This is a genomic window from Streptomyces sp. CC208A, from assembly GCF_030010625.1.
Lineage (GTDB): Bacteria > Actinomycetota > Actinomycetes > Streptomycetales > Streptomycetaceae > Streptomyces.
Map to the genome: position 1 here is coordinate 1 of NZ_JASCXN010000051.1, position 26,184 is coordinate 26,184.

The following is a 26,184-nucleotide window of genomic DNA, read 5'->3' on the forward strand; positions in this document are numbered from 1 at the left end:
AGGGTGAGCAGGTGGTCCAGGCCGACGTCCACCCCCACCGCCGTGTCCGTGGCGGGCAGCGGCCTGACCGTCGGGTCGTCGCACAGCATCGAGACGAACCAGCGCCCCGCCGCGTCCTGCGAGACGGTCACGGTGGACGGCGACGCTCCCTCCGGGAGCGGACGCGACCACACGATGTCCAGCGGCTCCGCCATCTTCGCCAGGGTCAGCCTGCCGTCGCGGAAGCGGAACCCGCTGGTGGTGTACTCGGCGGACTTCCGCGACTTCTTCTTCGACTTGAAGCGCGGGTACTTCGCCCGCTTGCCGAAGAAGTTCGTGAACGCCGCCTGCAGGTGCCGCAGGCACTGCTGGAGCGGGACGGAGGACATCGCCCAGGAACGCCAGTTCCTCGGTCCTCTTCCACGCCGTCAGCATCGCGGATGTGGCGTTGTAGTTGACCCGCTCCTGCCGCGCCCACGCCTCCGTACGCGCGGCGAGCGCCAGGTTGTAGACCTTCCGCACACAGCCGAACGTGCGCGACAGCTCGGCCGCCTGCGCATCGGTCGGATGGAAGCGGTACCTGAACGCCCGCTTCACACACGTCGTGGCCACGCTCACAAACCAGTGGGACTGTGACTTACCACCAAACCTGCCGGTCAGAGCAGTGCGATTCACCTCGGCGGCGAAACCCAACCCCTTGCCCTGCTCCACAGGAGTCCAGCTCTCTCGGCAAGCGGGAGGCAACCGATAAACCACACCAGGTCCGGCAGCCTCCAACAGCCGGACTCGGCGACGCCGAACCTCGGCCCCGGGTGCCGTTCGAAGGCCCGACCCAGGGCAGGAGCCACAGAAGACATGCGCACGACGGAAATTGACAGTCAGCCAGGGGAAGCCGATGGCACGCCCGGCGCTCAGCCGCGAGGAGGTCCTGGACACGGCGGCGGCCCTGGTGCGGGAGCACGGCCCGGCCGGCCTCACCATGCGCGGGCTCGCCGCCGCCCTCGGCACGGCGGTCACCTCGATCTACTGGCACGTGGGCAACCGCGAGTCGCTCCTCGACGCGCTGGCCGAGCGGACGGTGGCCGACCTCGGCGCGATCCGGCCGCACGGGAAGGACCCGGCGGAGCGGATCGGCTCGGTGGCGCACGCCCTGCGCCGGGCGCTGCGCGAGCGCCCGGACCTGGTGGCGATGGTCCACGAGCGGGGGCTGACCGAGCGGATGTTCCTGCCGGCCCAGCGGGCCCTGGTCCGGGAGGCGCACGCGGCGGGGCTGCGCGGGGCACGGGCGGCGGAGCTGGTCCGCGCGGTCACCTTCCAGGCCGTCGGCCACGTGCTCGTGGAGCGCAACCGGGAGCGGGCCCCGGTCCGGTCCCCGGCCGAGGAGGAGCTGCGGGACGCCCGCGCCGCCGACGCCGACCCGCCGCCGGCCCGCGCGCTCGCCGCCCCGGTGGACACGGAGCGGCTCTTCGCGGCGTCGGTACGCGCGCTGGTGGAGGGCCTCCTGGCCGGTCCCCGCCCCTCTGCCGCCACGGACCCACCCTCCCCCACTACAGACATAGTGGACATAAGGGAAACAGGGGGCGGTGCTGTCGGTCGCGGGCCGTATCCTCAATGACCATGCTCGACGACCGCACGACAGCAGCGACCTGGCCGACCGCCTACCCGCAGGGGTACGCGGTGGTCGACGTGGAGACCACCGGTCTCGCCCGCGACGACCGGATCGTGTCCGCCGCCGTCTACCGGCTCGACGCGCGGGGCGACGTGGAGGACCACTGGTACACGCTGGTGAACCCGGAGCGGGACCCAGGACCGGTGTGGATCCACGGCCTCACCAGCGACGTCCTCGAAGGGGCGCCGCTCTTCGCGCAGATCGCCGAGGAGTTCTCGGCCCGCCTCGACGGCCGGGTCCTCGTCGCGCACAACGCGATGTTCGACTGGCAGATGATCGCCCGGGAGTACGCGCGCGCCGAGCGGACCGCGCCCGTCAGGCAGCGGCTGTGCACCATCGCGCTCTCCAAGGAGCTGGCGCTGCCGCTGCCCAACCACAAGCTGGAGTCGCTGGCCGCCCACTTCGGCGTGGTGCAGCGGCGCGCGCACGACGCGCTCGACGACGCGCGCGTGCTCGCCGAGGCCTTCCGCCCCAGCCTGCACACGGCCGCCGAGCGGAACGTCCGGCTGCCGCTCCTGGAGTGCCGCCCGCTGACCGAGTGGGCGTCCGCACCGGCCCGCCCCGCGTCCGCGTACCGGGCGGGCGGCTGGCGCCCCTCGCGGAAGCGGCCGGCCTGCCCGTACCCCAACCCCGGCCGGTACGAGACCGACAAGCCGCTCAAGCAGGGCATGCGGGTGGCCTTCTCCGGCGACACCTCCGTCGACCGCGAGCTCCTGGAGGACCGCACGGTGGAGGCCGGGCTGCACGTCGCCTCCTCCGTCTCCCGGCTGACCAGCCTCCTCGTGACCAACGACCCGGACGCCGGCACCTCCAAGACGGTCAAGGCGAGGGCCTTCGGCACCCCGATCGTCGACGAGGCCGCCTACGCCCACCTGCTGCGCGACGTGGCCCCGGCAGACGGGTGACACCGCCGCCCCCGGCGGGCGTGCCGCGCGGCGCGCGCGGGCCCGGGGCCCCACCCTGTGGCGCATGGCACGTTGTGAGGTCTGCGGAAACGATTACGGCATGTCGTTCGAGGTGCACGCGCAGGGCGCGGTCCACGTCTTCGACTGCTTCGCCTGCGCCATCCACCGCATGGCGCCCATCTGCGAGCACTGCCGGGTCCAGGTCATCGGGCAGGGCGTCGAGGCCGACGGGAAGTGGTACTGCGGCGCCCACTGCGCCCGCGCGGAAGGGAAGGCGGGCATCGTCGACCGGGTGTGACCCGTGCGGAGGCCGGTCGTTGAACTCGACGGTCCCCGCTCCTGCGGGGGTGGTCCCCGGTACACCCCACGACCCTACGCACGGGTGCGGTCGGCCCCGCCCACGCGGGGACGGCCCCTCCGGCACCCGCCGTGAGGGGCCCACTCGCGGCGATGTACCGTCGACGGCGTGTACCGCTTCCTGTTGTCCCGGCAGTGGGTGATCCTCACCCTCGTCGCCCTCGTCCTCATCCCCGTGATGATCGAGCTGGGCTTCTGGCAGTTCCACCGGCACGAGCGCCGGGTCGCCCAGAACACCCTGATCGCGGACAACCTGAAGGCCCGGCCGGTCCCGGTCGAGGAGCTCACCTCCCCCGGTCACACCGTCCCGCGCGCCGACTACTGGCGCCAGGTCACCGCCACCGGCACCTTCGACACCGCCCACGAGGTCGTCGTCCGCCGCCGCACCTCCTCCGACGACCGGGTCGGCGCGCACGTGCTCACCCCGCTGGTCCTGAAGGACGGCCGGGTCGTCCTGGTCAACCGGGGCTGGGTGCCCGCCGCCGCAAACCAGCGCGACTACCCGGACGTCCCGCCCGCCCCCAAGGGCGAGGTCACCGTCACCGGCAGGCTCAAGGCCGACGAGACCACCGGCGCCAGCGGCATCAAGGACCTCAAGGGCCTGCCGGAGCGTCAGGTGATGCTCATCAGCAGCGGCCAGCAGGCGGAGCTGATCGGCCGCGAGGTGCTGGGCGGCTACATCGAGCAGACCGCGCCCGCGGCGCCCGGCGGCTCCCCCGAGCAGATCCCCGAGCCCGACCACGACTCGATCGGCGCCCACATGGCGTACGCCGTGCAGTGGTGGCTCTTCTCCGCCGGCGTGCCGGTCGGCTGGTTCGTCCTCGTACGCCGCGAGAAGCGCGACCGCGAGGCCGCGCTGTCCGAGACCCCGGCAACCCCGCAGACCCCGAAGGACGACAGCGCGATCGAGGCCACCGCTGGTTGACCGTCGCCGCTACCGGGAACGCCCAGAGCGTGACCCGACGCATCGACGACTACGCCCTGATCGGTGATCTCCAGACCGCCGCGCTCGTCGGTCGCGACGGATCGATCGACTGGCTGTGTCTCCCCCGCTTCGACTCCGCCGCCTGCTTCGCCGCCCTCCTCGGCGACGAGGACAACGGCCACTGGCGGATCGCCCCGAAGGGCGCCACCACCTGCACCTCCCGCCGCTACGCCGAGGACTCCCTGGTCCTGGAGACGTACTGGGAGACCCGCACCGGCACCGTCAAGGTCACCGACTTCATGCCCCAGCGGGACCGCGCCCCTGACGTCGTCCGGATCGTCGAGGGCCTCAGCGGCCGCGTCGAGATGAGCGCCGTGCTCCGCCTCCGCTTCGACTACGGCTCGATCGTGCCGTGGGTGCGGCGGTCCGAGGGGCTGCGGGTCGCCGTCGCCGGGCCCGACGCCGTCTGGCTGCGCAGCGAACCGACCGTGAAGACCTGGGGCCAGCAGTACGCCACCTGCTCCGCCTTCACCGTGGCCGCCGGGGAGCGGGTCGCGTTCGTCCTCACCTGGCACCCCTCCCACCAGCGGCGGCCCCCGCTGGTCGACCCCTACGAGGCCCTGGAGCACTCGCTCGCCGACTGGCGCGCCTGGACCGCCCACTGCACCTACCGGGGGCCGTACCGGGAGGCCGTGGTCCGCTCCCTCATCACCCTCAAGGCGCTCACCTACGCCCCCACCGGCGGGATCGTCGCCGCCCCCACCACCTCCCTGCCGGAGGAGATCGGCGGCGTGCGGAACTGGGACTACCGGGCCTGCTGGCTGCGGGACTCCTCGCTCACCCTGGGCGCGCTGCTCGCCGCCGGATACGCCGAGGAGGCCGCCGCCTGGCGCGACTGGCTGCTCCGCGCGGTCGCCGGCGACCCCGCCGACCTCCAGATCATGTACGGGCCGGCCGGTGAGCGGCGGCTCCCGGAGACCTCGCTGCCCTGGCTGCGCGGCTACGCCGACTCGCTTCCCGTACGGACCGGGAACGCGGCCGTGGACCAGTTCCAGCTCGACGTGTACGGGGAGGTCATGGACACCCTGCACCGCGCACGCGCGGCGGGCATCCCGGCCGAGCGGCACGCCTGGAACCTCCAGCTGAGCCTGCTCGGCTTCCTGGAGTCGCACTGGCGCGAACCCGACGAGGGGCTGTGGGAGGTGCGCGGTCCGCGCCGCCACTTCACCCACTCCAAGGTGATGGCGTGGGTGGCGGCCGACCGGGCGGTGCGCACCCTGGAGGCCGACCCCTCGCTGCCCGGGGAGCCGGGCCGCTGGCGGGCGCTGCGCGACGAGATCCACGCGGAGGTGTGCGCGCGGGCGTACGACCCCGTACGGAACACCTTCACCCAGTCGTACGGCTCGCGGGAGCTGGACGCCGCCACCCTGCTCATCCCCCTGGTCGGCTTCCTGCCGCCGGACGACCCCCGGGTGGTGGGCACGGTCGACGCGGTGCGGGCGGAGCTGACCCACCGGGGCTTCCTGCGGCGCTACACCCCCGACTCGGGGGCGGTCGACGGGCTGCCCGGCCGGGAGGGCACCTTCCTCGTCTGCTCCTTCTGGCTGGCGGACGCGCTGTGGGCGACCGGGCGGGAGGCGGAGGCCCGGGAGCTGTTCGAACGGCTCGTGGGGCTGACCAACGACGTGGGTCTGCTCGCGGAGGAGTACGACCCGGTGGCGGACCGGCAGCTCGGCAACTTCCCGCAGGCGTTCAGCCACATCGGCCTGGTGGGCACGGCTCTCGCCCTGGCCGGGGAGGAGGCGGCAGGATAGGCGCATGGATCTTGGACTGAAGGACCGCGTGTACGTCGTCACCGGCGCCACCCGGGGGCTCGGCCGGGCCTCCGCGGAGGCACTGCTCGCCGAGGGCGCCCGGGTGCTGATCACCGGACGGGAGGAGACGACCGTCGCCGAGGCGGTGGCCGCGCTGGGCGAGGGCGCGGCGGGGCTCGCCGCCGACAACGACGACCCGGAGACGCCGGCCCGGCTGATCGCGGAGGCCCGCGCCCGGTTCGGCGGTCTCGACGGCGTCCTGATCAGTGTCGGCGGCCCGGCGCCGGGCTTCGCCGCGGACAACACCGACGAGGAGTGGGCGGCGGCCTTCGGCACCGTCTTCCTCGGCGCGGTGCGGCTGGCCAGGGCGGCGGCCGAGACCCTGGGCGAGGGCGGGGTGATCGGCTTCGTCCTGTCGGGGTCGGTGCACGAGCCGATCGCGGGCCTGACCATCTCGAACGGGCTGCGCCCGGGGCTCGCGGGCTTCGCCAAGTCCCTCGCCAACGACCTGGGCCCGCGCGGGATCCGGGTGGTCGGCCTGCTGCCGAGCCGGATCGACACGGACCGGGTCCGGCAGCTCGACGCGCTCTCCGGTGACGCGGAGGCCGCCCGCGCGGCCAACGAGGCGACGATCCCGCTGCGCCGCTACGGCACCCCGGAGGAGTTCGGCCGCACGGCCGCCTTCGTCCTCTCCCCGGCCGCCTCGTACCTGACGGGGCTGATGCTGCCGGTGGACGGCGGCGCCCGCCACGGCTTCTGACGGGCCGTGCTCAGCTGACGCGGCGGGCCCGGTGCCTGACCGCGCGGAGGCGGGCCTCGGTGGGCAGGGTGGCCAGGCCCGCGGAGCTCCAGGCGCGGGCCAGGGCCTCGCCGCTGAGCCCGGCCAGGGTCTCGCCCGGGGAGGCGTACGGCTCCAGGAGGAGCGCGACGCGGGTACGGGGCGCGGTGCGGCGGCCGGTGAGGGCGACACGGGCCCGGGCCACGCCCTCCTGGGCGGCGGCGTCCGCCTCCAGGACGCCCTCCAGGGCCCGGCCGCGCAGCACGGCGGCGTCGCCGTCACCGGTGTCGACGAGGACCTCGGCGAGCCGGCCCCGGCGGAACTGGGCGATCAGCCACCACAGGGCGAGCAGGACGAGGACGCCGAGGACGGCGATGACGGTCGGCCACCACCAGCTCTCCTCGCGCCACCGCCGGCGGTCGGCGGTGGACAGGAGCACGTCGTCGGGGCCCGACCAGGGCCACCAGGAGGGGACGGGCAGGTCGAGTCCCGCGGCGAGGACGGCGCCTCCTACGAGGAGGAGCAGCAGTCCGGCGAGGCCGAGCAGGGCGCGGTTGACGCGCCGGAGGGCGGCGGTGACGGGGGCGTGCACGGGCGCCTTCACCCCTTCTTCCTGGACGGGCGGTTCACCCGGACGGTCAGTGCGGGCGGGTGGGCGAGCCCGAGTTCCTCGATGCCGTCGGCGAGGACGGACGCGACGTCGGCGTGGACGTCGTCGAGCGGGCGGAAGTGGGAGACGGCCCGGACGGCGACCTTGGCGCGGCCGACCCGGACCTTCACGGACTGCACGCCGGAGACCTCCATGGCCCGGTCGCGCAGGGTGAGCGCGGCGGCCTCCCGGTCGAGCCCGGCGCGTACGTCGGGGTGTTCGCGGCGCATCGGCAGCACGGCCCGCAGGCCGGGGGTGGCCGCCAGGACCAGCAGCCAGACGCCGAGCAGGACGGCGAGGGCGGCGGCCGCGAGGACCCAGTCGTCGTCGAGGGGCCGGGTCGCGAGCTCGTCGGCGAGGTCGCGCCGCCAGCTCATGGCCGAGCGGTCGGCCCGGACGGCGGCCACGTCGTACAGGAGCAGTCCGGTGCCGCCGAGGACGACGGCGGCGAGCAGCGCGGCGGGGATCCGCCGGACGGACCAGAAGCGCCGGACCCGGTCCGGTGCGAGGACGGGGACGCCGTCGCCGGCGGTCTCCTCCTCGTTCCGCCGGCCGGCGGTGGGCCGTTCGGGTGTCGTCATGCCAGGCGGCCCTTCCTGGCGGGGGGCGTGGTGCGCGGGGAGTGGAGGCGCTCGACGTGGACGGCGACCTCGTGGACCTCCATGCCGACCAGTTCCTCCACCCGGCCGCGGACGCGTCCCCGGACGGCTCCGCAGCGGCGGCCGACGTCCGTGGGGTAGTCGAGTTCGAGGCTGACCGAGATCCGGGCGACGTCCCGGTGGACGACGACCGAGGCGTGCGGCGGGTGGCCGCCCTTCGGCACGCGGCCCAGGGCCTCCCGGGCGGCCTGCGCGGAGATCTTGGCGACCACCCGGTCGGCGATCGTGGTCGCGCCGCGTTCCCGTACCGGCGGGCGTACCGTGACGTCCGTGGTCACCCGGCGTCACCGCCGCCGGTCGCCGCGGTCGCGACCCCGGAACAGATCGCCGGCTTCGAGGTCGCCGTCGAGGAAGCGGCCGACCACGAAGCCGATCGCTCCCAGGGCTGCGACCAGCAGAAACGCCCCGAAACCGCCGAAGTATCCGGCGAAGCCGAGGCCCATGCCGGCCAGTAGGCCGACCACGGCCATGCTCATCCTGAACCCCTTTCCGGGCCCTGCGGTCCCGTTCTCCTCACCGGTCGGCTACTGGATCCGCGACTCGGGCTCTTCGTCCTCTTCGTCGGGCAGCTTCACGTCGCTGACCGCGATGTTGACCTCGACGACCTCCAGACCCGTCATCCGTTCCACGGCCGCGATGACGTTCTCGCGGACGGCGCCGGCGACGTCGGAGATGGAGACGCCGTAGTCGACGACGATCTCCAGGTCGAGGGCGGTCTGCACCTCGCCGACCTCGGCCTTCACACCCCGGGTGACGCCCGCCTTGCCGCCGCCCCCGCCGGGGACGCGGTCGCGGACGGCGCCGAGGGTGCGGGAGAGCCCGCTGCCCATGGCGTGGACGCCCACGACGTCGCGGGCGGCCATTCCGGCGATCTTCTCGACCACGCCGTCGGCGATGGTGGTCCGGCCGCGGGTGGCCGGGGCGCCGGTGCCCTTCCTGGTGGCCTGAGTGCTCTCACCACTGCGTTCGCTGTCCGTCATCAGCTTCAGCCCTTTCTGTGACGTTTTGCGCTTCTTCACTCACATTAAGGGCGGTTACCCGAACTCGCTCCGGGAATACGGCAGGCTGGGGCGATGAGCATGGGTGACGGTTGGACGGCGGTGGTGCGCGACCGCCTGGCGCCGGGCAGGCTGCTGCCGCTCGGCACGGCGGCGGACGGGGCGTGGCTCGCGGAGCGGGCGGCGCGGGAGGTCCTGGGGCGGGCGGCCGCGGTGGTACGGGACGTGGTCCCTGGCCTGCTGCGGATCGGCGCGGCGGCGGAGGCTTCGGCGGCGGCCCCGGAGCGGCCGTTCCCGGTGCCGCCGGGCGGGCTGCCGGCGGGGCCGCTGCGGATCGAGGCGGAGTTCGCGGTGGTGGCCGGGCGGCCGCTGCCTCAGGTGGCGGAGGAGGTACGGGCGCTGCTCCTCGCGGCGGCGGAGGAACTGGGCCTGGCGGTGACGGAGGCCGATCTGCGGGTGACGGACCTGCTGGACGAGGCACCCGAGCCGGAGGAGACTCCCCCGCCGCCGGGCCGGACGTCACCGGCGGTGGACGATCCGGTGGCGCTGGCGGTGCTGCGGGTGCCGGGCGTGGCGGCGGTGACGGACGCGCTGGGCCCGCCGGTGCACCGGACGGCGGACGCGGTGCGGGTGGAGTGCGCGGTGACGGCGGACCGGCCGGTGATGGAGGTGGCCCGCGCCGCGCGCACGGCGGCGGCCGCGGCCGCCCCGGAGGACGCCGCGGTCACCGTCCTGATCACGGAGGTGCGCTAGGTCGGCCGTCAGTCGCCGAGGCCCGCGAGGTCGCGCAGGCGGCGGGCCTGGGCGGCGCGCTCGGCGACGCGCTGGTCCTCGTAGGAGCGGCCGGAGGCACCCTGGAGCAGCGCCTTGGTCTCGACGACCGCGTCGCGCGGCGCGGCGAGCAGGGCGGCACTGAGGTCCCGTACCGCCGCGTCGAGTTCGTCGGCGGGCACGGCGATGTTGGCCAGGCCGATGCGCTCGGCCTCGTCCGCGTGGACGAAACGGCCGGTGGCGCAGATCTCCAGGGCGCGGGCGTAGCCCACGAGGGAGACGAGCGGGTGCGTCCCGGTCAGGTCCGGGACGAGGCCCAGGCTGGTCTCGCGCATGGCGAACTGCACGTCCTCGGCGACGACCCGCAGGTCGCAGGCGAGGGCGAGCTGGAAGCCCGCACCGATGGCGTGGCCCTGGACGGCCGCGATGGACACGAGGTCGCTGCGGCGCCACCAGGTGAACGCCTCCTGGTACTCGGCGATGACCGCGTCGAGGTCCGCGTCGGAACCCCGTGCGAGGTCGAGGAAGGACGGCTCTCCGTCGAAGCCCTCGGGCGTGAAGGCCTGTCGGTCGAGTCCGGCGGAGAAGGACTTGCCCTCACCGCGCAGGACGACGATCCGCACGCTGCCGGGCAGAGACCGCCCGGCTTCCGTCAACGCCCGCCACAGAGCGGGAGACTGGGCGTTGCGCTTCGCCGGATTGGTCAGGGTCACCGTGGCAACGGCGTCCTCGACGGTGAGCCGTACACCGTCCTTGTCGAAGACGAGCTGGGAGTCGTCGGGCGTGGTCATGGGGCGCCTCCGGTTCCGGTGCAGCACTGCATCCGATGCTAAGTGACTGCACAGTAACCACCCGGCCGGTCACAGGACCGACCGGGTGCCCACCGGGAAGGTCCCGGTGGACGGGTCGAGCCGCCCCCGGCGTCAGGCCGAGGCTGCCTTCTTGCCCCGTGTCGCTCCGCCGCGACCACGCAGCGTCACTCCGGATTCGCTGAGCATCCGATGGACGAATCCGTAGGAGCGGCCGGTTTCCTCGGCCAGCGCCCGGATGCTCGCACCGGAGTCGTACTTCTTCTTCAGGTCTGCCGCGAGCTTGTCGCGCGCGGCGCCGGTCACCCGGCTGCCCTTCTTCAGAGTCTCGGCCACCCGTGCCTCCTCATGGGAAGTGCGCTCTGGACTTCTCATGATCACCCCTCCCCGCTCTCCTGGCCACCCATTCGACGAGGTCCGTCCTGCCGGGTTTGCGGACGAGTAGGGCGCCCTCACGATCGGAAGGATCCATTCCGCACGACCGGAGCCCGCCCCCGGAGTGCATGGATCAAGGAACCGCCAGGTCAGAGGTATCCAGGGAACAAACGTACGACACGGGCCCTGCCGGAAGGATTCGGCAGAGGCCCGCGCCGGGGGTACGAGACCGTCTCACTCAGATGACGGACCACCGATGAGCCGAATGATCCAGTCCGGGCTCAGGCCAGGGCGACCAGGTCCGCGTAGTCCGGGCCCCACAGGTCCTCGACGCCGTCCGGGAGCAGGATGATCCGCTCCGGGTCGAGCGCCTCGACGGCGCCCTCGTCGTGGGTGACCAGGACGACCGCGCCCTTGTAGGTGCGCAGCGCGCCGAGGATCTCCTCGCGGCTGGCGGGGTCCAGGTTGTTGGTGGGCTCGTCGAGCAGGAGCACGTTGGCCGAGGAGACGACCAGGGTCGCGAGCGCGAGCCGGGTCTTCTCGCCGCCGGAGAGCACCCCGGCCGGCTTGTCGACGTCGTCGCCGGAGAAGAGGAAGGAGCCGAGCACCTTGCGGACCTCGACCAGGTCGAGGTCGGGGGCGGCGGAGCGCATGTTCTCCAGGACGGAGCGCTCCGGGTCCAGGGTCTCGTGCTCCTGGGCGTAGTAGCCGAGCTTGAGGCCGTGGCCGGGGGTGACCTGGCCGGTGTCGGGCTGCTCGACCCCGCCGAGGAGGCGGAGCAGGGTCGTCTTGCCGGCGCCGTTGAGGCCGAGGATGACGACGCGGGAGCCCTTGTCGATGGCCAGGTCCACGTCGGTGAAGATCTCGAGGGAGCCGTAGGACTTGGACAGGCCCTCGGCGGTCAGCGGGGTCTTGCCGCAGGGCGCGGGCTCCGGGAAGCGCAGCTTGGCGACCTTGTCGGAGACCCGGACCGCCTCCAGGCCGGAGAGCAGGCGCTCGGCGCGCTTGGCCATGTTCTGCGCGGCGACGGTCTTGGTGGCCTTGGCGCGCATCTTGTCGGCCTGCGAGTTGAGCGCGGCGGCCTTCTTCTCGGCGTTCTGGCGCTCGCGCTTGCGGCGCTTCTCGTCGGCCTCGCGCTGCTGCTGGTAGAGCTTCCAGCCCATGTTGTAGACGTCGATCACGGAGCGGTTGGCGTCCAGGTAGAAGACCTTGTTGACGACGGTCTCGACCAGGTCGACGTCGTGGGAGATCACGATGAAGCCGCCGCGGTACGTCTTGAGGTAGTCGCGCAGCCAGGTGATCGAGTCGGCGTCGAGGTGGTTCGTCGGCTCGTCGAGGAGCAGGGTGTCCGCGTCCGAGAAGAGGATCCGGGCCAGCTCGATCCGGCGGCGCTGGCCGCCGGAGAGCGTGTGCAGCGGCTGACCGAGGACCCGGTCGGGCAGGCCGAGGGCGGCGGCGATGGTGGCGGCCTCGGCCTCGGCGGCGTACCCGCCCTTGGTGAGGAACTCGGTCTCCTGGCGCTCGTACTGCTTGAGGGCCTTCTCGCGGGTGGCGCCGGTGCCGTTGGCGATGCGCTCCTCGTTCTGCCGCATCTTGCGGAGGAGGACGTCGAGGCCGCGGGCGGAGAGGACGCGGTCGCGGGCGAGGACGTCGAGGTCGCCGGTGCGCGGGTCCTGGGGGAGGTAGCCGACCTCACCGGAGCGGGTGATGGTGCCGCCGGCGGGCTGGCCCTCGCCGGCCAGGCACTTGGTGAGGGTGGTCTTGCCCGCTCCGTTGCGGCCGACGAGGCCGATGCGGTCGCCCTTGGCGACGCGGAAGGAAGCGTTCTCGATGAGGATGCGGGCGCCGGCGCGCAGCTCGATGCCGGAAGCGGTGATCACGGACAGACTCCAGGGCGGTGGGAAGACGGCGGGAAGAGACGGCTGGTGGCGGGCTTCGGCGCCGCTAATGCACCCAGAGGAGAATGGCCATGCGGCCAGTCTAACGGGCCCCTGCAACTGGTTTTCGGCCACACGAGCGACCGGGAGGAGAAGGGACCCTTCTCTCGGTGCGCCACAGCCGGTGCGCCACGCCCGTGCGCCATGGAGGGAACAAAAGGGGCGACGGGCTCACGGTCGGCCGATACTCGGCGGAGGGCGGCGGTCGGGCCGCCGCGGTGACGCGGAGGTGGACCGTGCAGTTCGACGACGACGCCCGTCTGGACACCTCGGAGGTGAAGGACGTCCGCGGCAGCCGCGTCCCCGGCGGGAGGGCGACCGTCGGCGGCGGGATCGTCGGCCTCATCGCCCTGGTCCTCGGTATCCTCTTCGGCGTCGGCCCCGAGCAGCTGGGCCTCTCCTCCGGCGGCGAGGACGAGCCCGTCGCCGGCGCCTCCTCGGCGGCCCTGGTGAGCCGGACCTGCCGGACCGGGGCGGACGCCAACAGCCGCCAGGACTGCCGGGCGGTGGCCGTGGTCAACAGCCTCCAGGACTACTGGCGGGGCGAGTACACCCGCCGGGGTGGCACCTACGCCCCCGCCTCCACCGTGCTCTTCACCCAGCGGGTGAACACCGCGTGCGGCGCGGCGAGCTCGGCGGTCGGCCCCTTCTACTGCCCCGGCGACCGGCAGGTCTACCTGGACCTGGGCTTCTTCGAGGAGCTGCAGACCACCTTCGGCGCCGGCGGCGGGCCCTTCGCGCAGGCGTACGTGGTGGCCCACGAGTACGGGCACCACATCCAGAACCTGATGGGGACGCTCAGCCGGTCCCAGGACGGGCGGACCGGCGCGGCCTCCAACGCCGTCCGGGTCGAGCTCCAGGCGGACTGCTACGCGGGCGTGTGGGCCCGCCACGCGACGAGCACCCCGGACGACGCCACCGGCCGGCCGCTGCTCACCCGGCTCGACGACACCGACATCCGGGACGGCCTGGACGCGGCGGCGGCCGTGGGCGACGACCGGATCCAGGAGCGCTTCCAGGGCCGGGTGACCCCGGAGAGCTGGACGCACGGCTCGGCCGAGCAGCGGCAGCAGTGGTTCTCCACGGGCTACCGGACCGGCGACATGGCGCGGTGCAACACCTTCCGCTGACCTCTTCGCCCTCCGGTCCGGTGCCGGGTCAGGCGCCCCCGGTGTGGACCTGGAAGGCGGCGCGGCGGACCGCCTTGGCCAGGGCCGGGTCGGGGTGGGCGGCGGCGAGCGCCACGAGCACCTGCACGGTACGCGGGTGGCCGACGGCCCTGACCTCGTCGAGGAGCGCGGGCACGGTGCCCTGGACGGCCGAGTCCAGGTGGCGGACAAGGAGCTCGCTCTCGCCGTGGTCGGCGACGGCCGCGGCGGTGTCCACCCAGAGCCAGGTCGCCTCCTCGCGGGTGAGGACCTCGGGGGCGTCGTCCGGGTCGGTGCCCTCGTACTCGGCGAGCCAGAGCAGGGCGTAGGGGCGCAGCGACGGCTCGGCGAGCGCGGCGCGGACCTCCGCCTCGGCGGGGGCGCCGACGACCCGCAGCGCTTCGAAGGCGAGGCCGCGCAGCAGGGCGTCCTCGCCCCGCGCGGCGGCCAGGAGTTCGGCGATCGCGCTGGAGAGGGTGCGGGCGGCGAGCCAGGCGCGGTACTCGTCGCGGGCCGGTCCGGGGGTGAGCCGGGCGCAGCCGCGGAGCATGTCGGCGGCGGACTGCTCGATGTTGCCGGCGGGGCTCTGGGCGGCGACGCAGATCTGCTCCAGCTTGACCCAGACCGCCCAGTTGCCGAGGGGGGTCAGGGTGGCGTGACGTCCGTCCGCGTCGGTCCCCCGGTCGAGGGTGAGCGCGCCGACCTCGGCGAGGCCCTCCAGGGCCCAGTCGAGGAGGGCGGGCAGGCCCTCGCCGGGGGCGGGCCCCTGGGCGGGGGCGCCGTCGGCGGGGACCTCGCAGCGCTCCTCGCGGAGTTCGTCGACGCGCTGCCCGAGCAGGTCGAGCAGAGCGGGGACGAGGACGGGGCCCTGGGAGAGCTGGAGCAGGGACAGGACCTGCGGCACGGCCTCCACGACCTCGGCGACCGCGCCGGGCGCCACGCCCTCGGGGAGGGGGTGGACCAGCGACCAGGCGTCGAGGAGGGCGACCCAGCCGCGGAGCACGGCGGAGTCGTCGCGGTCCCAGGCCTGGAGCCGCCAGCCGGGGCGGGCGGTGGCGCCGTGCAGCTCGACGAGGCCGGCGAGCCGGGCCCGGTCCCAGCCCGCGCGGATCCGCGCGGGCGTCAGGTCGAGCTCGGCGGCGGCCCGCTCGACGGCGGCCGGGCCGTCGAGCGGACCGGAAGCGGAAGCCTGGCCGGCGGCCTGGGCGACGGCCGTACGGGGGCCTGTCTGCGGGCCGCGCGGGGCGGCGGCCCAGCGGGCGATCCGTACGGCGTCGGCGAGGACGAGCCGGGCCTGCCGGGCCAGTTCCGCGCGGGGCGGAGTGCCCTCCGGCGGCCTCGGGGCAGGCCGGGTGCGCCGCGTCGTCGCGGCCCGTCGTGCGGTGGCCAGCGACCGCGGACGGACGAGTCGGAGTCTGGAGTTGCGCGCCAATGGTTCATCGGGCTTTCGAGACGTCACGGGGGCAGTCTTCCCGCTGACGGCCCGAAAGCCCAATCGGAATGCGGGGTGCCGTGCCGGGACGCGGGCCCGCGGCGGGGCGGGGCGTCACATGAGGGGGGTGAGGTGGCGGCGGAGGGCCTCCTCGTAGCGGAGGGGGTTCGCGTTCCACATCGCCGTGTGGGGGGCCTGGCGGACGGTGAGGAGGCTGACCAGGTCGGGGCGGCGGGCGGCGAGCTCGACCGAGGACTCCCAGGGGGCGATCGTGTCGTCCGGTCCGTGGGCGAGCAGGACCGGGACGCGGAGGGCGTCCGGGGCGCTCGCGGCGGCCACCCGGTCGGCGTGCGGGCCTGTGCGGCCGGCGGCGGCGCGGACGGCGAGCGGGATCAGCGGGCCGGGGACGCCCCGGGCGGCGGCGAGGTTGCGGACGGTGGCCTCCCAGTCGAGGACCGGCGAGTCGAGGACGAGACCGGTGATCCGGTCCCGTACCCCCGACTCGGCGGCGGCGCGCAGCGCCATCGCGGCGCCGGTGCCCCAGCCGTGCAGGACGATCTTGGCGGCGCCGAGGCGGACCGCGTGGCGCAGGACGGCGTCGACGTCGCGCCACTCGGTGTCGCCGAGCTGGGCGAGGCCGCCCGCCGGTGCGGGGGCGCCCTCGTCGCCGCGGTAGGCGGGGACGAGGACGGGGACGCGGCGGCGGGCGTAGAAGGGGACGAGGTTCAGGGCGTGCTCGCGGGTGGCGCCCAGGCCGTGCAGGGTGACCACCCAGGTGGGGCGGGGTCCGGTGACGAGCCAGGCCGGCAGGGGGCCGAGCTCGCCGGGGATCTCCAGGTCCTCGTGGGGCAGGCCGAGGGCGGTCTCCGGGGTGCCGGCGTGCAGCTGGGGGGTGAGCCGGACGCGGCTGCCGGGGGAGAGGGCGCCGAGCTCGACCCGTTCGAGGCGGCGGACGACGGTGTCGGCGGTGTGCGGGACGCGGTCGAGGACGGGTCCCGCGACCGCGTGCAGCCCTGGCGCCGTCAGCCCGTACGTACCGGGTCGCAGGGAGGCGAGGCTGCGGGTGAGGGTGACCCGCTCGGGTCCCGTGGCGTGCACGGTGAGCCGGGGTTCGCCGGGGAAGGGCCGTCCGGACGTGCCCTTGAGGGCGACGTCGCTGGCGTAGCGGCCGGCCGCCACGGCGGCCGCGCCGACACCGATGAGGGTGGTGACGGCCGCTGCCGTCGCTTTAGCCGGGCGCACCCCGTCAGTCTCGTCACGGGGCGGGGAGGCCGCCACCGGACGGGGCCGGGCGGGTGCCTCCGGAGAGTGACATGGATCTCCTCCGCGGGGTGCCTCGTCCGGATGATTCCGGCCCGGGGTGTCCAGAGGGTGGAACGCGCCGATCGGGCGGAAGGCGGTAAGGGCCCGGTGTGTCCCGTGAGGGACGGGATCACCCCGGGTCAGGGGTGACCGCATGGTGGACACCGAGGACCGCCGGAGCCGCAAACGGAATCCCGCGGAACCGGTTTGGGACACCGTGATGCCCCACCCAGTTCACCTTCCGTTCACCCAGGTTGCCTACGTTCGACGAGCCACTGACGTCAAACGATTGCCTGGGTAAATGGAACACATCACGCTGCTGCTCGCCATTGTGGTCGTGACAGCTCTCGTGTTCGATTTCACGAACGGTTTCCACGACACCGCGAACGCGATGGCCACGACCATCTCGACCGGTGCTCTCAAGCCGAAGACGGCGGTGGCCATGTCCGCCGTGCTGAACCTCGTCGGCGCCTTCCTGTCCGTCGAGGTCGCCAACACGATCTCCAAGGGACTGGTGAACGAGGAGGGCATCCAGCCCGAAGTCATCCTCGCCGCGCTCGTCGGCGCGATCCTCTGGAACCTGGTGACCTGGCTGGTCGGACTGCCCTCCAGCTCCTCCCACGCCCTCATGGGCGGCCTCATCGGCGCGACCGTCGCCTCGATCGGCTTCAGCGGTGTCAACGGCGGGACCGTCGTCACCAAGGTCCTCATCCCCGCGATCGCCGCCCCGATCGTCGCCGGTGCGGCCGCGATGCTCGCCGCCCGCCTGACGTACCGCGTCGACCGGAACACGGACGCGAAGACCACGGAGAAGGGCTACCGCGCCGGCCAGATCGCCTCCGCCGGTCTCGTCTCCCTCGCCCACGGCACCAACGACGCCCAGAAGACCATGGGCATCATCACCCTCGCCCTGGTCGCCGGCGGCGCCCTCGTCCCCGGCTCCAACCCGCCCCTGTGGGTCATCGTCTCCGCCGGTCTGGCGATCGCGCTCGGCACCTACCTCGGCGGCTGGCGCATCATCCGCACCATGGGCAAGGGCCTCACCGACCTCCAGCCGCAGCAGGGCTTCGCCGCCCAGACCAGCGCGGCCACCGTCATCCTGGCCTCCTCCAACCTGGGCTACTCCCTCTCCACCACGCACGTCTGCTCCGGCGGTGTGATGGGCGCGGGTCTGGGCCGCAAGGGCGGTGTCGTCCGCTGGTCGACCGCCACCCGCATGTTCGTCGCCTGGGGTTTGACCCTGCCGGCCGCCGGCCTGGTCGCGGCCGGAGCCGAGTTCGTGGCCCGTCAGGGCGACTGGGGCGTCTACACCGTCGCCGGCTTCCTGATCGCCTCCTGCGCCGGCATCTGGCTCTTCTCCCGCCGCCAGGTCGTCGACCACACCAACGTCAACGACGTGGAGGCCGCGGCCGAGCCCGCGGGCGTCGTGACCACGGCCATCGCGGCCGTCACCCCGCCGCCGGCCGGCTCCGTCGCCGCCGTCGCGGACGAGGACCTGAAGACCACCATCCCCGCCCCCAACCCCGCGGACCCCGCCGCTCCCCCGGCCCCCGCCGCCGCGGTCTGAGGAACTGGAACCAAGCATGAAGATCGACTGGGCAGCTCTCGGCTCCGTCTTCGGAGTCAGCCTCGTGGCGACCGTCGCCCTCGTGGGCCTCTTCACCCTCGGGATCGTCGGCCTCGGCAAGCAGGAGAAGGCCGCGGCCGCGGGCGGCTCCGCCGTCCTCGCCCGGACCGGCGCCTACGCCTGCTTCGCCCTGTGCGCGGCGGCCGTCGCGTACGGCATCTATCTGATCGTCTCCTGACCCGAGCGGTCACGGACGGCGGGGCGGTCCGCACCTGACGGGTGCGGGCCGCCCCGCCGTCGTGTCTGTGGTGCTTCGCACAGTGACCCGTCGCAGGTCAAGGGTGAGTTGACGGCCCTTCGCGGGGCGTGGTGGACTGCCGGGGCCAGTACGGCGGCAATGGAGAGGAAGCCCGGTGCGAATCCGGCGCGGTCCCGCCACTGTGACCGGCCCCGCGACAGCGGGGTCTGGGAGCCAGGAACTCTCGCCGCCCGTCACGTCGACCCAGGGCGCGGACCCTGAGTGAGGACACGCCGCCATGCCCGGCCGCACCCCCGTGGCTTCCCGAGCCACCGCAGTCTTCGCGTACGGAGCGGCCGCCGGCCTCGCCGTCGACCTGCTCCTCGGCGACCCCCGCCGCGGGCACCCCGTCGCCGCCTTCGGACGGGCCGCCGCCGCCGTCGAGAAGCGCCTGTGGCGCGACCACCGCGGCCGGGGCGCCCTGCACACCGCCGTCTGCGCGGGCGGCGCCGTCGCCGCCGGGGCGCTGGCCGCCCGTACGGTACGGGGCAGCCGTACCGCCTCCGCCGCCCTGACCGCCGCCTCCGTGTGGGCCGTCGTCGGCGGCACGACCCTGGGCCGGGAGGCCCGGGCGATCGGCGGGGCGCTCGCCGTCGGCGACCTGGAGGTCGCCCGGGAGCGGCTGCCGCACCTCGTGGGGCGCGACCCCGAGGCCCTGGACGGGCCCGCGATGGCCCGCGCGGTCGTCGAGTCCGTCGCCGAGAACACCTCCGACGCCGTGGTCGGCGCCCTCGTCTGGGGCGCGGTCGCGGGCGTGCCGGGCCTGCTCGGCTTCCGGGCGGTCAACACCCTGGACGCCATGGTCGGCCACAGGTCGCCCCGGTACCGCCGCTACGGCTGGGCCTCCGCCCGCCTCGACGACCTGGCCGGCTGGCCGGGCGCCCGGCTCACCGCCGCCCTCGCGGTCCTCGCGGGCGGCGACCGGCGCGGGGCCGTACGGGCCTGGCGGGCGGACGCGGGCGGGCATCCCAGTCCCAACGCGGGACCGGTCGAGGCGGCTTTCGCCGGCGCGCTCGGGGTACGGCTCGGGGGGACGCTCTCGTACGGCGGACGGGTCGAGCACCGGCCGGTCCTCAACGGCGGGGGGCGGCCCGTGGAGGTCGCCGACATCGACCGGGCCGTCCGGCTCTCCCGCCGGGTGACCTGGCTGACCCTGGCCGCCTGCGTGGGCGGCCGGCTGATCGCGGACACGGTGAAGCGGAGGAGCAAGTGAGGGGTGGGGGGCTGCTCGTCGCGGGGACGACCTCCGACGCGGGCAAGAGCGTCGTCACGGCGGGCATCTGCCGCTGGCTGGTCCGGCGGGGCGTGAAGGTGGCGCCGTTCAAGGGGCAGAACATGTCCCTCAACTCCTTCGTGACGAGGGAGGGCGCCGAGATCGGCCGCGCCCAGGCCATGCAGGCGCAGGCCGCCCGCGTCGAGCCGACCGCGCTGATGAACCCGGTGCTGCTCAAGCCGGGCGGCGACCGGTCCAGCCAGGTCGTCCTGATGGGCAAGCCCGTCGGCGAGATGAGCGCGCGCGGCTACCACGGCGGGCGGCAGCGGACGCTCTTCGAGCCGGTCCTCGCCTGCCTGGAGGAGCTGCGGGCCACGCACGACGCGGTGATCTGCGAGGGCGCGGGCAGCCCGGCCGAGATCAACCTGCGCCGCACCGACATCGTCAACATGGGCATCGCGCGGGCCGCGCGGCTCCCGGTGGTGGTGGTCGGCGACATCGACCGGGGCGGGGTCTTCGCCCAGTTCTTCGGCACGACGGCGCTGCTCGCGCCCGAGGACCAGGAGCTGATCGCCGGGTACCTGGTGAACAAGTTCCGCGGTGACGTGACGCTGCTCGAACCCGGCCTCGACATGCTGCACGGGCTGACCGGGCGCCGGACCTTCGGTGTGCTGCCGTACGCGCACGGGCTCGGGATCGACGAGGAGGACGGCCTGCGGGTCTCCCTGCGGGGCACGGTCCGTGAGTCGGTGGTGGCGCCGCCGCTCGGCGCCGATGTGCTGCGGGTCGCGGTCTGCGCCGTCCCCCTGATGTCGAACTTCACCGACGTCGACGCGCTGGCGGCCGAGCCGGGCGTGATCGTGCGCTTCGTGGACCGTCCTGAGGAGCTCGCGGACGCGGACCTCGTGGTCGTGCCGGGTACGCGGGGGACGGTCAAGGCGCTCGCGTGGCTGCGCGAGCGGGGCCTCGCCGACGCCCTCGCCCGCCGGGCCGCCGAGGGCCGTCCGGTCCTCGGGATCTGCGGCGGCTTCCAGGCCCTCGGCGAGCGCATCGAGGACGAGGTCGAGTCGAAGGCGGGCACCGTCGACGGCCTCGGCCTGCTGCCCGTACGGGTCCGGTTCGCGCCCGAGAAGACCCTCTCCCGGCCGGTGGGCGAGGCGCTCGGCGAGCGGGTCGAGGGGTACGAGATCCACCACGGCGTGGCCGAGGTGCTCGGCGGCGAACCGTTCCTCGACGGCTGCCGGGTCGGCGCCGTCTGGGGCACCCACTGGCACGGCTCCCTGGAGAGCGACGGCTTCCGCCGCGCCTTCCTCCGGGAGGTCGCGGCGGCGGCCGGCCGCGCCTTCGTCCCCGCCCCCGACACCTCCTTCGGCGCCCTGCGCGAGGAGCAGCTGGACCGTCTCGGCGACCTGATCGAGGAACACGCCGACACCGACGCACTGCTGCGCCTCATCGAGAACGGCCCGCCCAAGGGGCTGCCGTTCGTGCCGCCGGGGGCGCCGTGAGCGCGCGTGCGCCCCGCGCGACGGGTCCGGGTCCGGCCTGCGGCCGGGCCCGTGTCTCCCACCCGCACCACCCGTGCGGCTTGAGACGGACCCTGCGGGTGACCCCGGTGGGCATGCCCACCACCTCCCCGGCACCGAACCTCTCCGTGTCGTCGTGCAACGAAGGAGCGAATCCCCGATGAGCATCCGCTATCCGTTCACCGCCGTCGTCGGCATGGACGATCTGCGGCTCGCGCTGCTGCTCAATGCCATCAGTCCGAACGTCGGCGGCGTGCTCGTGCGGGGTGAGAAGGGGACCGCCAAGTCCACAGCCGTGCGTGCGCTCGCCGAGCTGCTGCCCGAGGTGGCCGTCGTCGCCGGGTGCCGGTTCAGCTGTGATCCGGCCTCGCCGGATCCGGGGTGCCCGGACGGGCCGCACGGGGACGGGGGTTCGGAGGCTCGGGCCGCGCGGATGGTCGAGCTGCCCGTCGGGGCCTCCGAGGACCGGCTCGTCGGTGCGCTGGACATCGAGCGGGCCCTCGCGGAGGGCGTGAAGGCGTTCGAGCCGGGGCTGTTGGCCGCCGCGCACCGGGGGATCCTCTACGTCGACGAGGTCAACCTGCTCTCCGACCACCTCATCGACCACCTCCTCGACGCCGCCGCCATGGGCGCCTCCCACGTCGAGCGCGAGGGCGTCTCCGTGCGGCACGCCGCGCGGTTCCTGCTCGTCGGGACCATGAACCCCGAGGAGGGCGAGCTGCGGCCGCAGTTGCTCGACCGGTTCGGGCTGACCGTCGAGGTGGCCGCCTCGCGCGATCCGCAGCAGCGGGTCGAGGTCGTACGGCGGCGGCTCGCGTTCGAGGACGATCCGGCCGCCTTCGCCGCCCGCTGGGCCGGCGAGGAGGCCGCGCTGCGCGAACGGATCGTCACCGCACGGGAGTTGCTGCCCCGCGTGGTCCTCGGCGACACCGTGCTGCTCCAGATCGCCGCCACCTGCGCCGCCTTCGAGGTCGACGGCATGCGCGCCGACATCGTCATGGCCCGTACCGCGACCGCGCTCGCCGCGTGGGCGGGACGGGAGGAGGTGACCGGCGAGGACGTGCGGCAGGCCGCCCTGCTCGCGCTCCCCCACCGGCGGCGGCGCAATCCCTTCGACGCGCCGGGGCTCGACGAGGACAAGCTCGACGAGACCCTGGAGCAGTTCAAGGGGGACGAGCCCGAGGACGATCCGGACCCGGGCCCCGACGGGCCGGAGGGGCCCGGCGGTGGTGGGGGCGGGGTTCCGCCGCAGGGCGGCGAGGGGCCCGCGCCCGAGGCCGGTGGCGTACCCGAGGAGGCGCCTGCCGGGGCGCCCGCTCCGCAGGGTGCCGGTGAGCGGGCCGCCGTGAAGGCCGCCGAGCCGTTCCGTACGCGGATGCTGAGCGTGCCGGGGGTCGGCGAGGGGGCCGCCGGGCGGCGGTCCCGGGCGCGGACCGAGCACGGGCGGACCACCGGGGCCACCCGGCCCCAGGGGGCGCTGACCAAGCTGCACCTGGCCGCGACCGTACGGGCCGCCGCGCCGCACCAGCGGGCGCGCGGCCGGTCCGGGGCGGGGCTCGTGGTGCGCCGGGACGACCTGCGGCAGGCGGTGCGGGAGGGGCGCGAGGGGAACCTCGTGCTGTTCGTCGTGGACGCCTCCGGGTCGATGGCGGCGCGGAAGCGCATGGGCGCCGTGAAGGGCGCCGTGCTCTCGCTGCTGCTCGACGCGTACCAGCGACGGGACAAGGTGGGCCTGGTGACCTTCCGGGGGCGGGGTGCGGAGCTCGCGCTGCCGCCGACCTCCTCCGTGGACGCGGCCGCCGCCCGCCTCGAAGAACTGCCGACCGGAGGCCGTACGCCGCTGTCCGCCGGGCTGCTCAAGGCGCACGACGTGCTGCGGGTGGAGCGGCTGCGGGACCCCTCGCGCCGGCCGCTGCTCGTGGTCGTGACCGACGGGCGGGCCACCGGCGGCGGACCGGACCCGGTGGGACTCGCCGCGCGCGCCGCGCGGCTGCACGCCGCCGACGGCACGGCGAGCGTGGTCGTGGACTGCGAGGCGGGCCCGGTGCGGCTCGGCCTCGCCGGGAACCTCGCCCGCGATCTCGGCGGCACCGCCGTCACCCTGGACGAGCTGCGCGCCGACACGATCGCCGGGCTCGTCCGGGACGTACAAGTGAATCGCTCTGACAGGAGGGCCGCTTAATGCCGCAGGGACAGCCGACCGTCGTGCCCGACGACGGTCTCACGACCCGTCAGCGCCGCAACAGGGCGCTGGTGATGGTGCACACGGGCGTCGGCAAGGGGAAGTCGACGGCCGCCTTCGGGATGGCGCTGCGCGCCTGGAACCAGGGCTGGCCGATCGGGGTGTTCCAGTTCGTGAAGTCCGCCAAGTGGAAGGTCGGCGAGGAGAACGCCCTCAAGGCGCTCGGCGAGACCGGCAAGGGCGGCACCGTCACCTGGAACAAGATGGGCGAGGGCTGGTCCTGGATCCAGCGCGAGGTCGCCGAGGGCGAGCAGTCCCACGAGGACAAGGCGCGCGAGGGCTGGGAGCAGGTCAAGCGGGACCTGGCCGAGGAGAGGTACAAGTTCTACGTCCTCGACGAGTTCGCGTACCTGCTCCACTGGGGCTGGATCGACGTGAAGGAGGTCGTCGAGGTGCTGCGGGACCGTCCGGGTCAGCAGCACGTCGTCATCACCGGTCGCAACGCCCCTCAGGAGCTGATGGACTTCGCCGACCTGGTGACGGACATGTCGAAGGTGAAGCACCCGATGGACGCGGGTCAGAAGGGCCAGCGGGGCATCGAGTGGTAGCACGTCTCGTCATCGCGGCCCCGTCGTCGGGCGCGGGCAAGACCACGGTGGCGACCGGCCTGATGGCCGCGTTCGCCGGCCGTGGTCTCGCCGTCTCCCCGCACAAGGTGGGGCCCGACTACATCGACCCGGGCTACCACGCGCTCGCCACCGGCCGCCCGGGCCGCAACCTCGACGCGTACATGTGCGGTACGGAGCTGATCGCGCCGCTCTTCGCGCACGGGGCGCAGGGGTGCGACCTGGCCGTGGTCGAGGGCGTGATGGGGCTGTACGACGGGGCCGCCGGCCAGGGCGAACTGGCGTCGACCGCGCAGGTCGCGAAGGTGCTGCGGGCGCCGGTGGTGCTGGTCGTGGACGCCTCGTCGCAGTCGCGGTCGGTGGCGGCGCTCGTCCACGGCTTCGCGTCCTGGGACCCGGAGGTGCGGCTCGGCGGCGTGATCCTCAACAAGGTCGCGAGCGACCGGCACGAGGAGCTGCTGCGGGAGGCCCTTGAGGAGTCCGGCGTACCGGTGCTGGGCGTGCTGCGGCGGGCGGCCGCCGTGGCCACGCCGTCGCGGCACCTGGGGCTGATCCCGGTCGCGGAGCGGCGGGCGGCGGCGGTGGAGGCGGTGGCCGCGCAGGCGGAGCAGGTTCTGGCCGGGTGCGATCTGGAGGGGCTCCTCGCGCTGGCGCGGTCGGCGCCGCCGTTGGACGTCGAGGCGTGGTCCCCGCCCGCCCCGGCGCCCCCGGCGGGGCGTCGGCCCGTCGTCGCCGTCGCCGGTGGGGCCGCCTTCACGTTCTCCTATGCCGAGCATGCCGAGTTGTTGAGTGCCGCCGGGGCCGAGGTCGTGACCTTTGATCCGTTGCGGGACGAGGCGCTGCCCGAGGGGACCTCCGGGCTCGTCATCGGGGGTGGGTTTCCCGAGATGTACGCGACCGAGCTGTCGGCCAACGAGCCGCTGCGGAAGGCCGTGGCCGAGCTCGCCGCCTCGGGGGCGCCCCTCGCGGCCGAGTGCGCCGGGCTGCTGTATCTGGCGCGGTCGCTGGACGGGACGCCGATGTGCGGGGTCCTCGACGCGGACGCGCGGATGTCGGAGCGGCTCACGCTCGGGTACCGGGACGCCGTCGCCGTCAGCGACAGCGTCCTCGCGGCGGCCGGGACCCGGATGCGGGGGCACGAGTTCCACCGCACGGTGATCGAGCCGGGCGCGGGGGCGCTCGCGGCCTGGGGGCTGCGGCAGCCGGAGACCCGGGTGGAGGGGTTCGTACAGGGCGGGGTGCACGCCAGTTACGTGCACACGCACTGGGCGGGCGCGCCGTCGGCCGCCGCGCGGTTCGTGGGGCGCTGCGGGTGAGTTCAGCCGCCGGAGAGGCCCACCACGAGCCAGACGAAGGCCACGCCCGCGACCGTGCAGAGCAGGGTGGAGCGGGCGGGGTGGGCGTGGTGGGCCTCGGGCAGGATCTCGGCGGCGGCGAGGTAGAGCAGGGCGCCGCCGAAGAAGCCGAGATAGCTGCCGAGCAGTTCCTCCGGAAGGGTGAGGAGGGTGGCGAGGCCCGCTCCGGCGATGGGGGCGACCGCGTCGGCGAGGAGCATGGCGACGGCCTTCCGGCGCGCGTTCCCGTACAGGCTGGTGAGCGTGTACGTGTTGAAGCCGTCGGCGAAGTCGTGGGTGATGACGGCGAGCGCGACGGTGGCGCCCATGCCGCCGCCGACCTGGAAGGCGGCGCCGAGCGCGACGCCGTCCATCAGGCTGTGCAGCACCATGGCGGCGGCGGCCACGAGCCCGACCTGCGGGGTCCTCTCGCCCGTCTCGGCGCCGTGGGCGGCGCGGCGGGTGGCGAGGAGACGTTCCACCACGTGGGCGAAGAGGAAGCCGCCGACGAAGAGCAGCAGGGCCTGGGGAACACCGAAGACCTCCTGTCCCGCGGCCTCCAGGGCCTCGGGCAGCAGGTCGAGTCCGACGACGCCGAGCATCAGCCCGCCCGCGAGGCCGAGGACGAGGTGCCGGCGGTCGGTGACGCGCTGCGCGACCCAGCCGCCGAAGAGCGTCATGAGGAACGCGCCGAGCGCGACGACCACAGCCATGGCCCTTTGGTATCGGATGGGGTGCCGGGTGTGCACATCGGCGTCGGAGTCCGTTCGGGGACGACGGCGGAGGAGGTCCTGACGCTGGTCCTGGCGGCGCTCGCGGAGGCGGGGCTGCCGGGGGCGGGGCTCACGGTCGCGGGGCCGGTGGGCGGGGAACCGCTCCCGGGGGCCGGAGCGGCGGGCACACCGGAAGCGGGGGGGACGGCCACGGCCTGGGC

26 protein-coding genes, 1 pseudogene and 1 riboswitch are annotated in these 26,184 nt (G+C 74.4%); of the genes and pseudogenes, 15 read left to right on the forward strand and 12 right to left on the reverse strand.

All coding sequences use genetic code 11. The annotated features are described in order from the left end of the window. A pseudogene (locus QK442_RS33725) lies at positions 1-591 on the reverse strand (transposase); the annotation flags it as partial. Between the two features lie 283 nt (positions 592-874). Between QK442_RS33725 and QK442_RS33730 the strand changes: the two are divergent. From QK442_RS33730 to QK442_RS33755, 6 genes are all read left to right on the forward strand, one after another. Further along, on the forward strand, positions 875-1,594 hold the full coding sequence (locus QK442_RS33730; RefSeq protein WP_282697931.1) for a TetR/AcrR family transcriptional regulator: 720 nt from the start codon (positions 875-877) through the stop codon (positions 1,592-1,594). After that, entirely contained in the window at positions 1,591-2,553 is a 963-nt protein-coding gene (locus QK442_RS33735) for a DEDDh family exonuclease (RefSeq protein ID WP_282697932.1), read from the forward strand. The genes QK442_RS33730 and QK442_RS33735 overlap by 4 nt, the downstream gene beginning before the upstream one ends. Positions 2,554-2,617: 64 nt before the next feature. Further along, a complete protein-coding gene (locus QK442_RS33740; protein WP_037706760.1) occupies positions 2,618-2,851 on the forward strand; it encodes a hypothetical protein in 234 nt (77 codons plus the stop codon). Between the two features lie 168 nt (positions 2,852-3,019). Beyond that, on the forward strand, positions 3,020-3,835 hold the full coding sequence (locus QK442_RS33745) for an SURF1 family protein (RefSeq protein WP_282697933.1): 816 nt from the start codon (positions 3,020-3,022) through the stop codon (positions 3,833-3,835). 29 nt (positions 3,836-3,864) lie between these two features. Further along, positions 3,865-5,649 carry a glycoside hydrolase family 15 protein gene (locus QK442_RS33750; protein ID WP_282697934.1) on the forward strand — a complete coding sequence of 595 codons (1,785 nt, stop codon included), beginning with the start codon at positions 3,865-3,867 and terminating at the stop codon, positions 5,647-5,649. A 4-nt stretch (positions 5,650-5,653) separates the two neighbouring features. After that, positions 5,654-6,409, forward strand: a complete 756-nt coding sequence (locus tag QK442_RS33755; RefSeq protein ID WP_282697935.1) for an SDR family oxidoreductase — start codon at positions 5,654-5,656, stop codon at positions 6,407-6,409. Between the two features lie 10 nt (positions 6,410-6,419). Here the strand turns inward: QK442_RS33755 and amaP are convergent, their stop codons facing one another. The 5 genes from amaP to QK442_RS33780 are packed head-to-tail and all read right to left on the reverse strand — an operon-like array spanning position 6,420 to position 8,715. Further along, a complete protein-coding gene (gene amaP, locus QK442_RS33760) occupies positions 6,420-7,031 on the reverse strand; it encodes an alkaline shock response membrane anchor protein AmaP (RefSeq protein WP_282697936.1) in 612 nt (203 codons plus the stop codon). After that, the gene (locus QK442_RS33765; RefSeq protein WP_282697937.1) at positions 7,028-7,657 is read right to left on the reverse strand and encodes a DUF6286 domain-containing protein; all 630 of its coding nucleotides are present in this window, start codon (positions 7,655-7,657) and stop codon (positions 7,028-7,030) included. The genes amaP and QK442_RS33765 overlap by 4 nt, the downstream gene beginning before the upstream one ends. After that, the gene (locus tag QK442_RS33770; protein ID WP_282697938.1) at positions 7,654-8,013 is read right to left on the reverse strand and encodes a hypothetical protein; all 360 of its coding nucleotides are present in this window, start codon (positions 8,011-8,013) and stop codon (positions 7,654-7,656) included. Before QK442_RS33770 ends, QK442_RS33765 begins: the two co-directional genes overlap by 4 nt. Before the next feature lie 6 nt (positions 8,014-8,019). Beyond that, complete coding sequence (locus tag QK442_RS33775) at positions 8,020-8,211, reverse strand: hypothetical protein (protein ID WP_282697939.1); 192 nt, start codon at positions 8,209-8,211, stop codon at positions 8,020-8,022. 48 nt (positions 8,212-8,259) lie between these two features. Beyond that, positions 8,260-8,715: an Asp23/Gls24 family envelope stress response protein gene (locus QK442_RS33780; RefSeq protein WP_282697940.1), complete on the reverse strand. Its 456-nt coding sequence runs from the start codon at positions 8,713-8,715 to the stop codon at positions 8,260-8,262. A 93-nt stretch (positions 8,716-8,808) separates the two neighbouring features. Between QK442_RS33780 and QK442_RS33785 the strand changes: the two genes are divergently transcribed. Next, complete coding sequence (locus tag QK442_RS33785; RefSeq protein WP_282697941.1) at positions 8,809-9,486, forward strand: hypothetical protein; 678 nt, start codon at positions 8,809-8,811, stop codon at positions 9,484-9,486. Between the two features lie 8 nt (positions 9,487-9,494). On the opposite strand, the gene QK442_RS33790 is transcribed toward QK442_RS33785, so the two are convergent. The 3 genes from QK442_RS33790 to QK442_RS33800 form a co-directional block, all read right to left on the reverse strand. Then, the gene (locus QK442_RS33790; RefSeq protein WP_282697942.1) at positions 9,495-10,295 is read right to left on the reverse strand and encodes an enoyl-CoA hydratase/isomerase family protein; all 801 of its coding nucleotides are present in this window, start codon (positions 10,293-10,295) and stop codon (positions 9,495-9,497) included. A 132-nt stretch (positions 10,296-10,427) separates the two neighbouring features. Beyond that, complete coding sequence (locus QK442_RS33795; RefSeq protein ID WP_006123601.1) at positions 10,428-10,649, reverse strand: helix-turn-helix domain-containing protein; 222 nt, start codon at positions 10,647-10,649, stop codon at positions 10,428-10,430. Between the two features lie 320 nt (positions 10,650-10,969). After that, positions 10,970-12,568: an ABC-F family ATP-binding cassette domain-containing protein gene (locus QK442_RS33800; protein ID WP_282697943.1), complete on the reverse strand. Its 1,599-nt coding sequence runs from the start codon at positions 12,566-12,568 to the stop codon at positions 10,970-10,972. 293 nt (positions 12,569-12,861) lie between these two features. Here QK442_RS33800 and QK442_RS33805 point away from each other — a divergent pair, with 293 nt between their 5' ends. Continuing rightward, on the forward strand, positions 12,862-13,755 hold the full coding sequence (locus QK442_RS33805) for a neutral zinc metallopeptidase (RefSeq protein ID WP_282697944.1): 894 nt from the start codon (positions 12,862-12,864) through the stop codon (positions 13,753-13,755). Positions 13,756-13,783: 28 nt separating this feature from the next. Here the strand turns inward: QK442_RS33805 and QK442_RS33810 are convergent, their stop codons facing one another. Next, positions 13,784-15,232: a hypothetical protein gene (locus tag QK442_RS33810; protein WP_282697945.1), complete on the reverse strand. Its 1,449-nt coding sequence runs from the start codon at positions 15,230-15,232 to the stop codon at positions 13,784-13,786. Positions 15,233-15,319: 87 nt separating this feature from the next. After that, positions 15,320-16,447, reverse strand: a complete 1,128-nt coding sequence (locus QK442_RS33815) for an alpha/beta hydrolase (RefSeq protein WP_282697946.1) — start codon at positions 16,445-16,447, stop codon at positions 15,320-15,322. Between the two features lie 361 nt (positions 16,448-16,808). Here QK442_RS33815 and QK442_RS33820 point away from each other — a divergent pair, with 361 nt between their 5' ends. The 7 genes from QK442_RS33820 to QK442_RS33850 all read left to right on the forward strand — a co-directional run bounded on the left by QK442_RS33820 (position 16,809) and on the right by QK442_RS33850 (position 25,232). Continuing rightward, positions 16,809-18,074, forward strand: a complete 1,266-nt coding sequence (locus QK442_RS33820) for an inorganic phosphate transporter (RefSeq protein WP_282697947.1) — start codon at positions 16,809-16,811, stop codon at positions 18,072-18,074. Positions 18,075-18,090: 16 nt separating this feature from the next. Further along, positions 18,091-18,312 (forward strand): hypothetical protein, encoded by a 222-nt coding sequence (locus tag QK442_RS33825; protein ID WP_282697948.1) that lies wholly within the window; start codon positions 18,091-18,093, stop codon positions 18,310-18,312. A gap of 163 nt (positions 18,313-18,475) precedes the next feature. Continuing rightward, positions 18,476-18,556: riboswitch (cobalamin riboswitch) on the forward strand. 54 nt (positions 18,557-18,610) lie between these two features. Then, on the forward strand, positions 18,611-19,585 hold the full coding sequence (locus QK442_RS33830) for a cobalamin biosynthesis protein (RefSeq protein WP_282697949.1): 975 nt from the start codon (positions 18,611-18,613) through the stop codon (positions 19,583-19,585). After that, positions 19,582-21,090, forward strand: a complete 1,509-nt coding sequence (locus QK442_RS33835; protein WP_282697950.1) for a cobyric acid synthase — start codon at positions 19,582-19,584, stop codon at positions 21,088-21,090. The genes QK442_RS33830 and QK442_RS33835 overlap by 4 nt, the downstream gene beginning before the upstream one ends. 178 nt (positions 21,091-21,268) lie before the next feature. Next, complete coding sequence (locus QK442_RS33840; protein ID WP_282697951.1) at positions 21,269-23,290, forward strand: putative cobaltochelatase; 2,022 nt, start codon at positions 21,269-21,271, stop codon at positions 23,288-23,290. After that, entirely contained in the window at positions 23,290-23,898 is a 609-nt protein-coding gene (gene cobO, locus QK442_RS33845) for a cob(I)yrinic acid a,c-diamide adenosyltransferase (protein WP_282697952.1), read from the forward strand. Before QK442_RS33840 ends, cobO begins: the two co-directional genes overlap by 1 nt. Continuing rightward, entirely contained in the window at positions 23,892-25,232 is a 1,341-nt protein-coding gene (locus QK442_RS33850) for a cobyrinate a,c-diamide synthase (protein WP_282697953.1), read from the forward strand. The genes cobO and QK442_RS33850 overlap by 7 nt, the downstream gene beginning before the upstream one ends. A gap of 2 nt (positions 25,233-25,234) precedes the next feature. Here QK442_RS33850 and QK442_RS33855 read toward each other — a convergent pair whose 3' ends face one another. Beyond that, positions 25,235-25,963, reverse strand: coding sequence for a ZIP family metal transporter (locus QK442_RS33855; protein WP_282697954.1), 729 nt, complete (start codon positions 25,961-25,963; stop codon positions 25,235-25,237). Between the last annotated feature and the right edge of the window lie 221 nt (positions 25,964-26,184).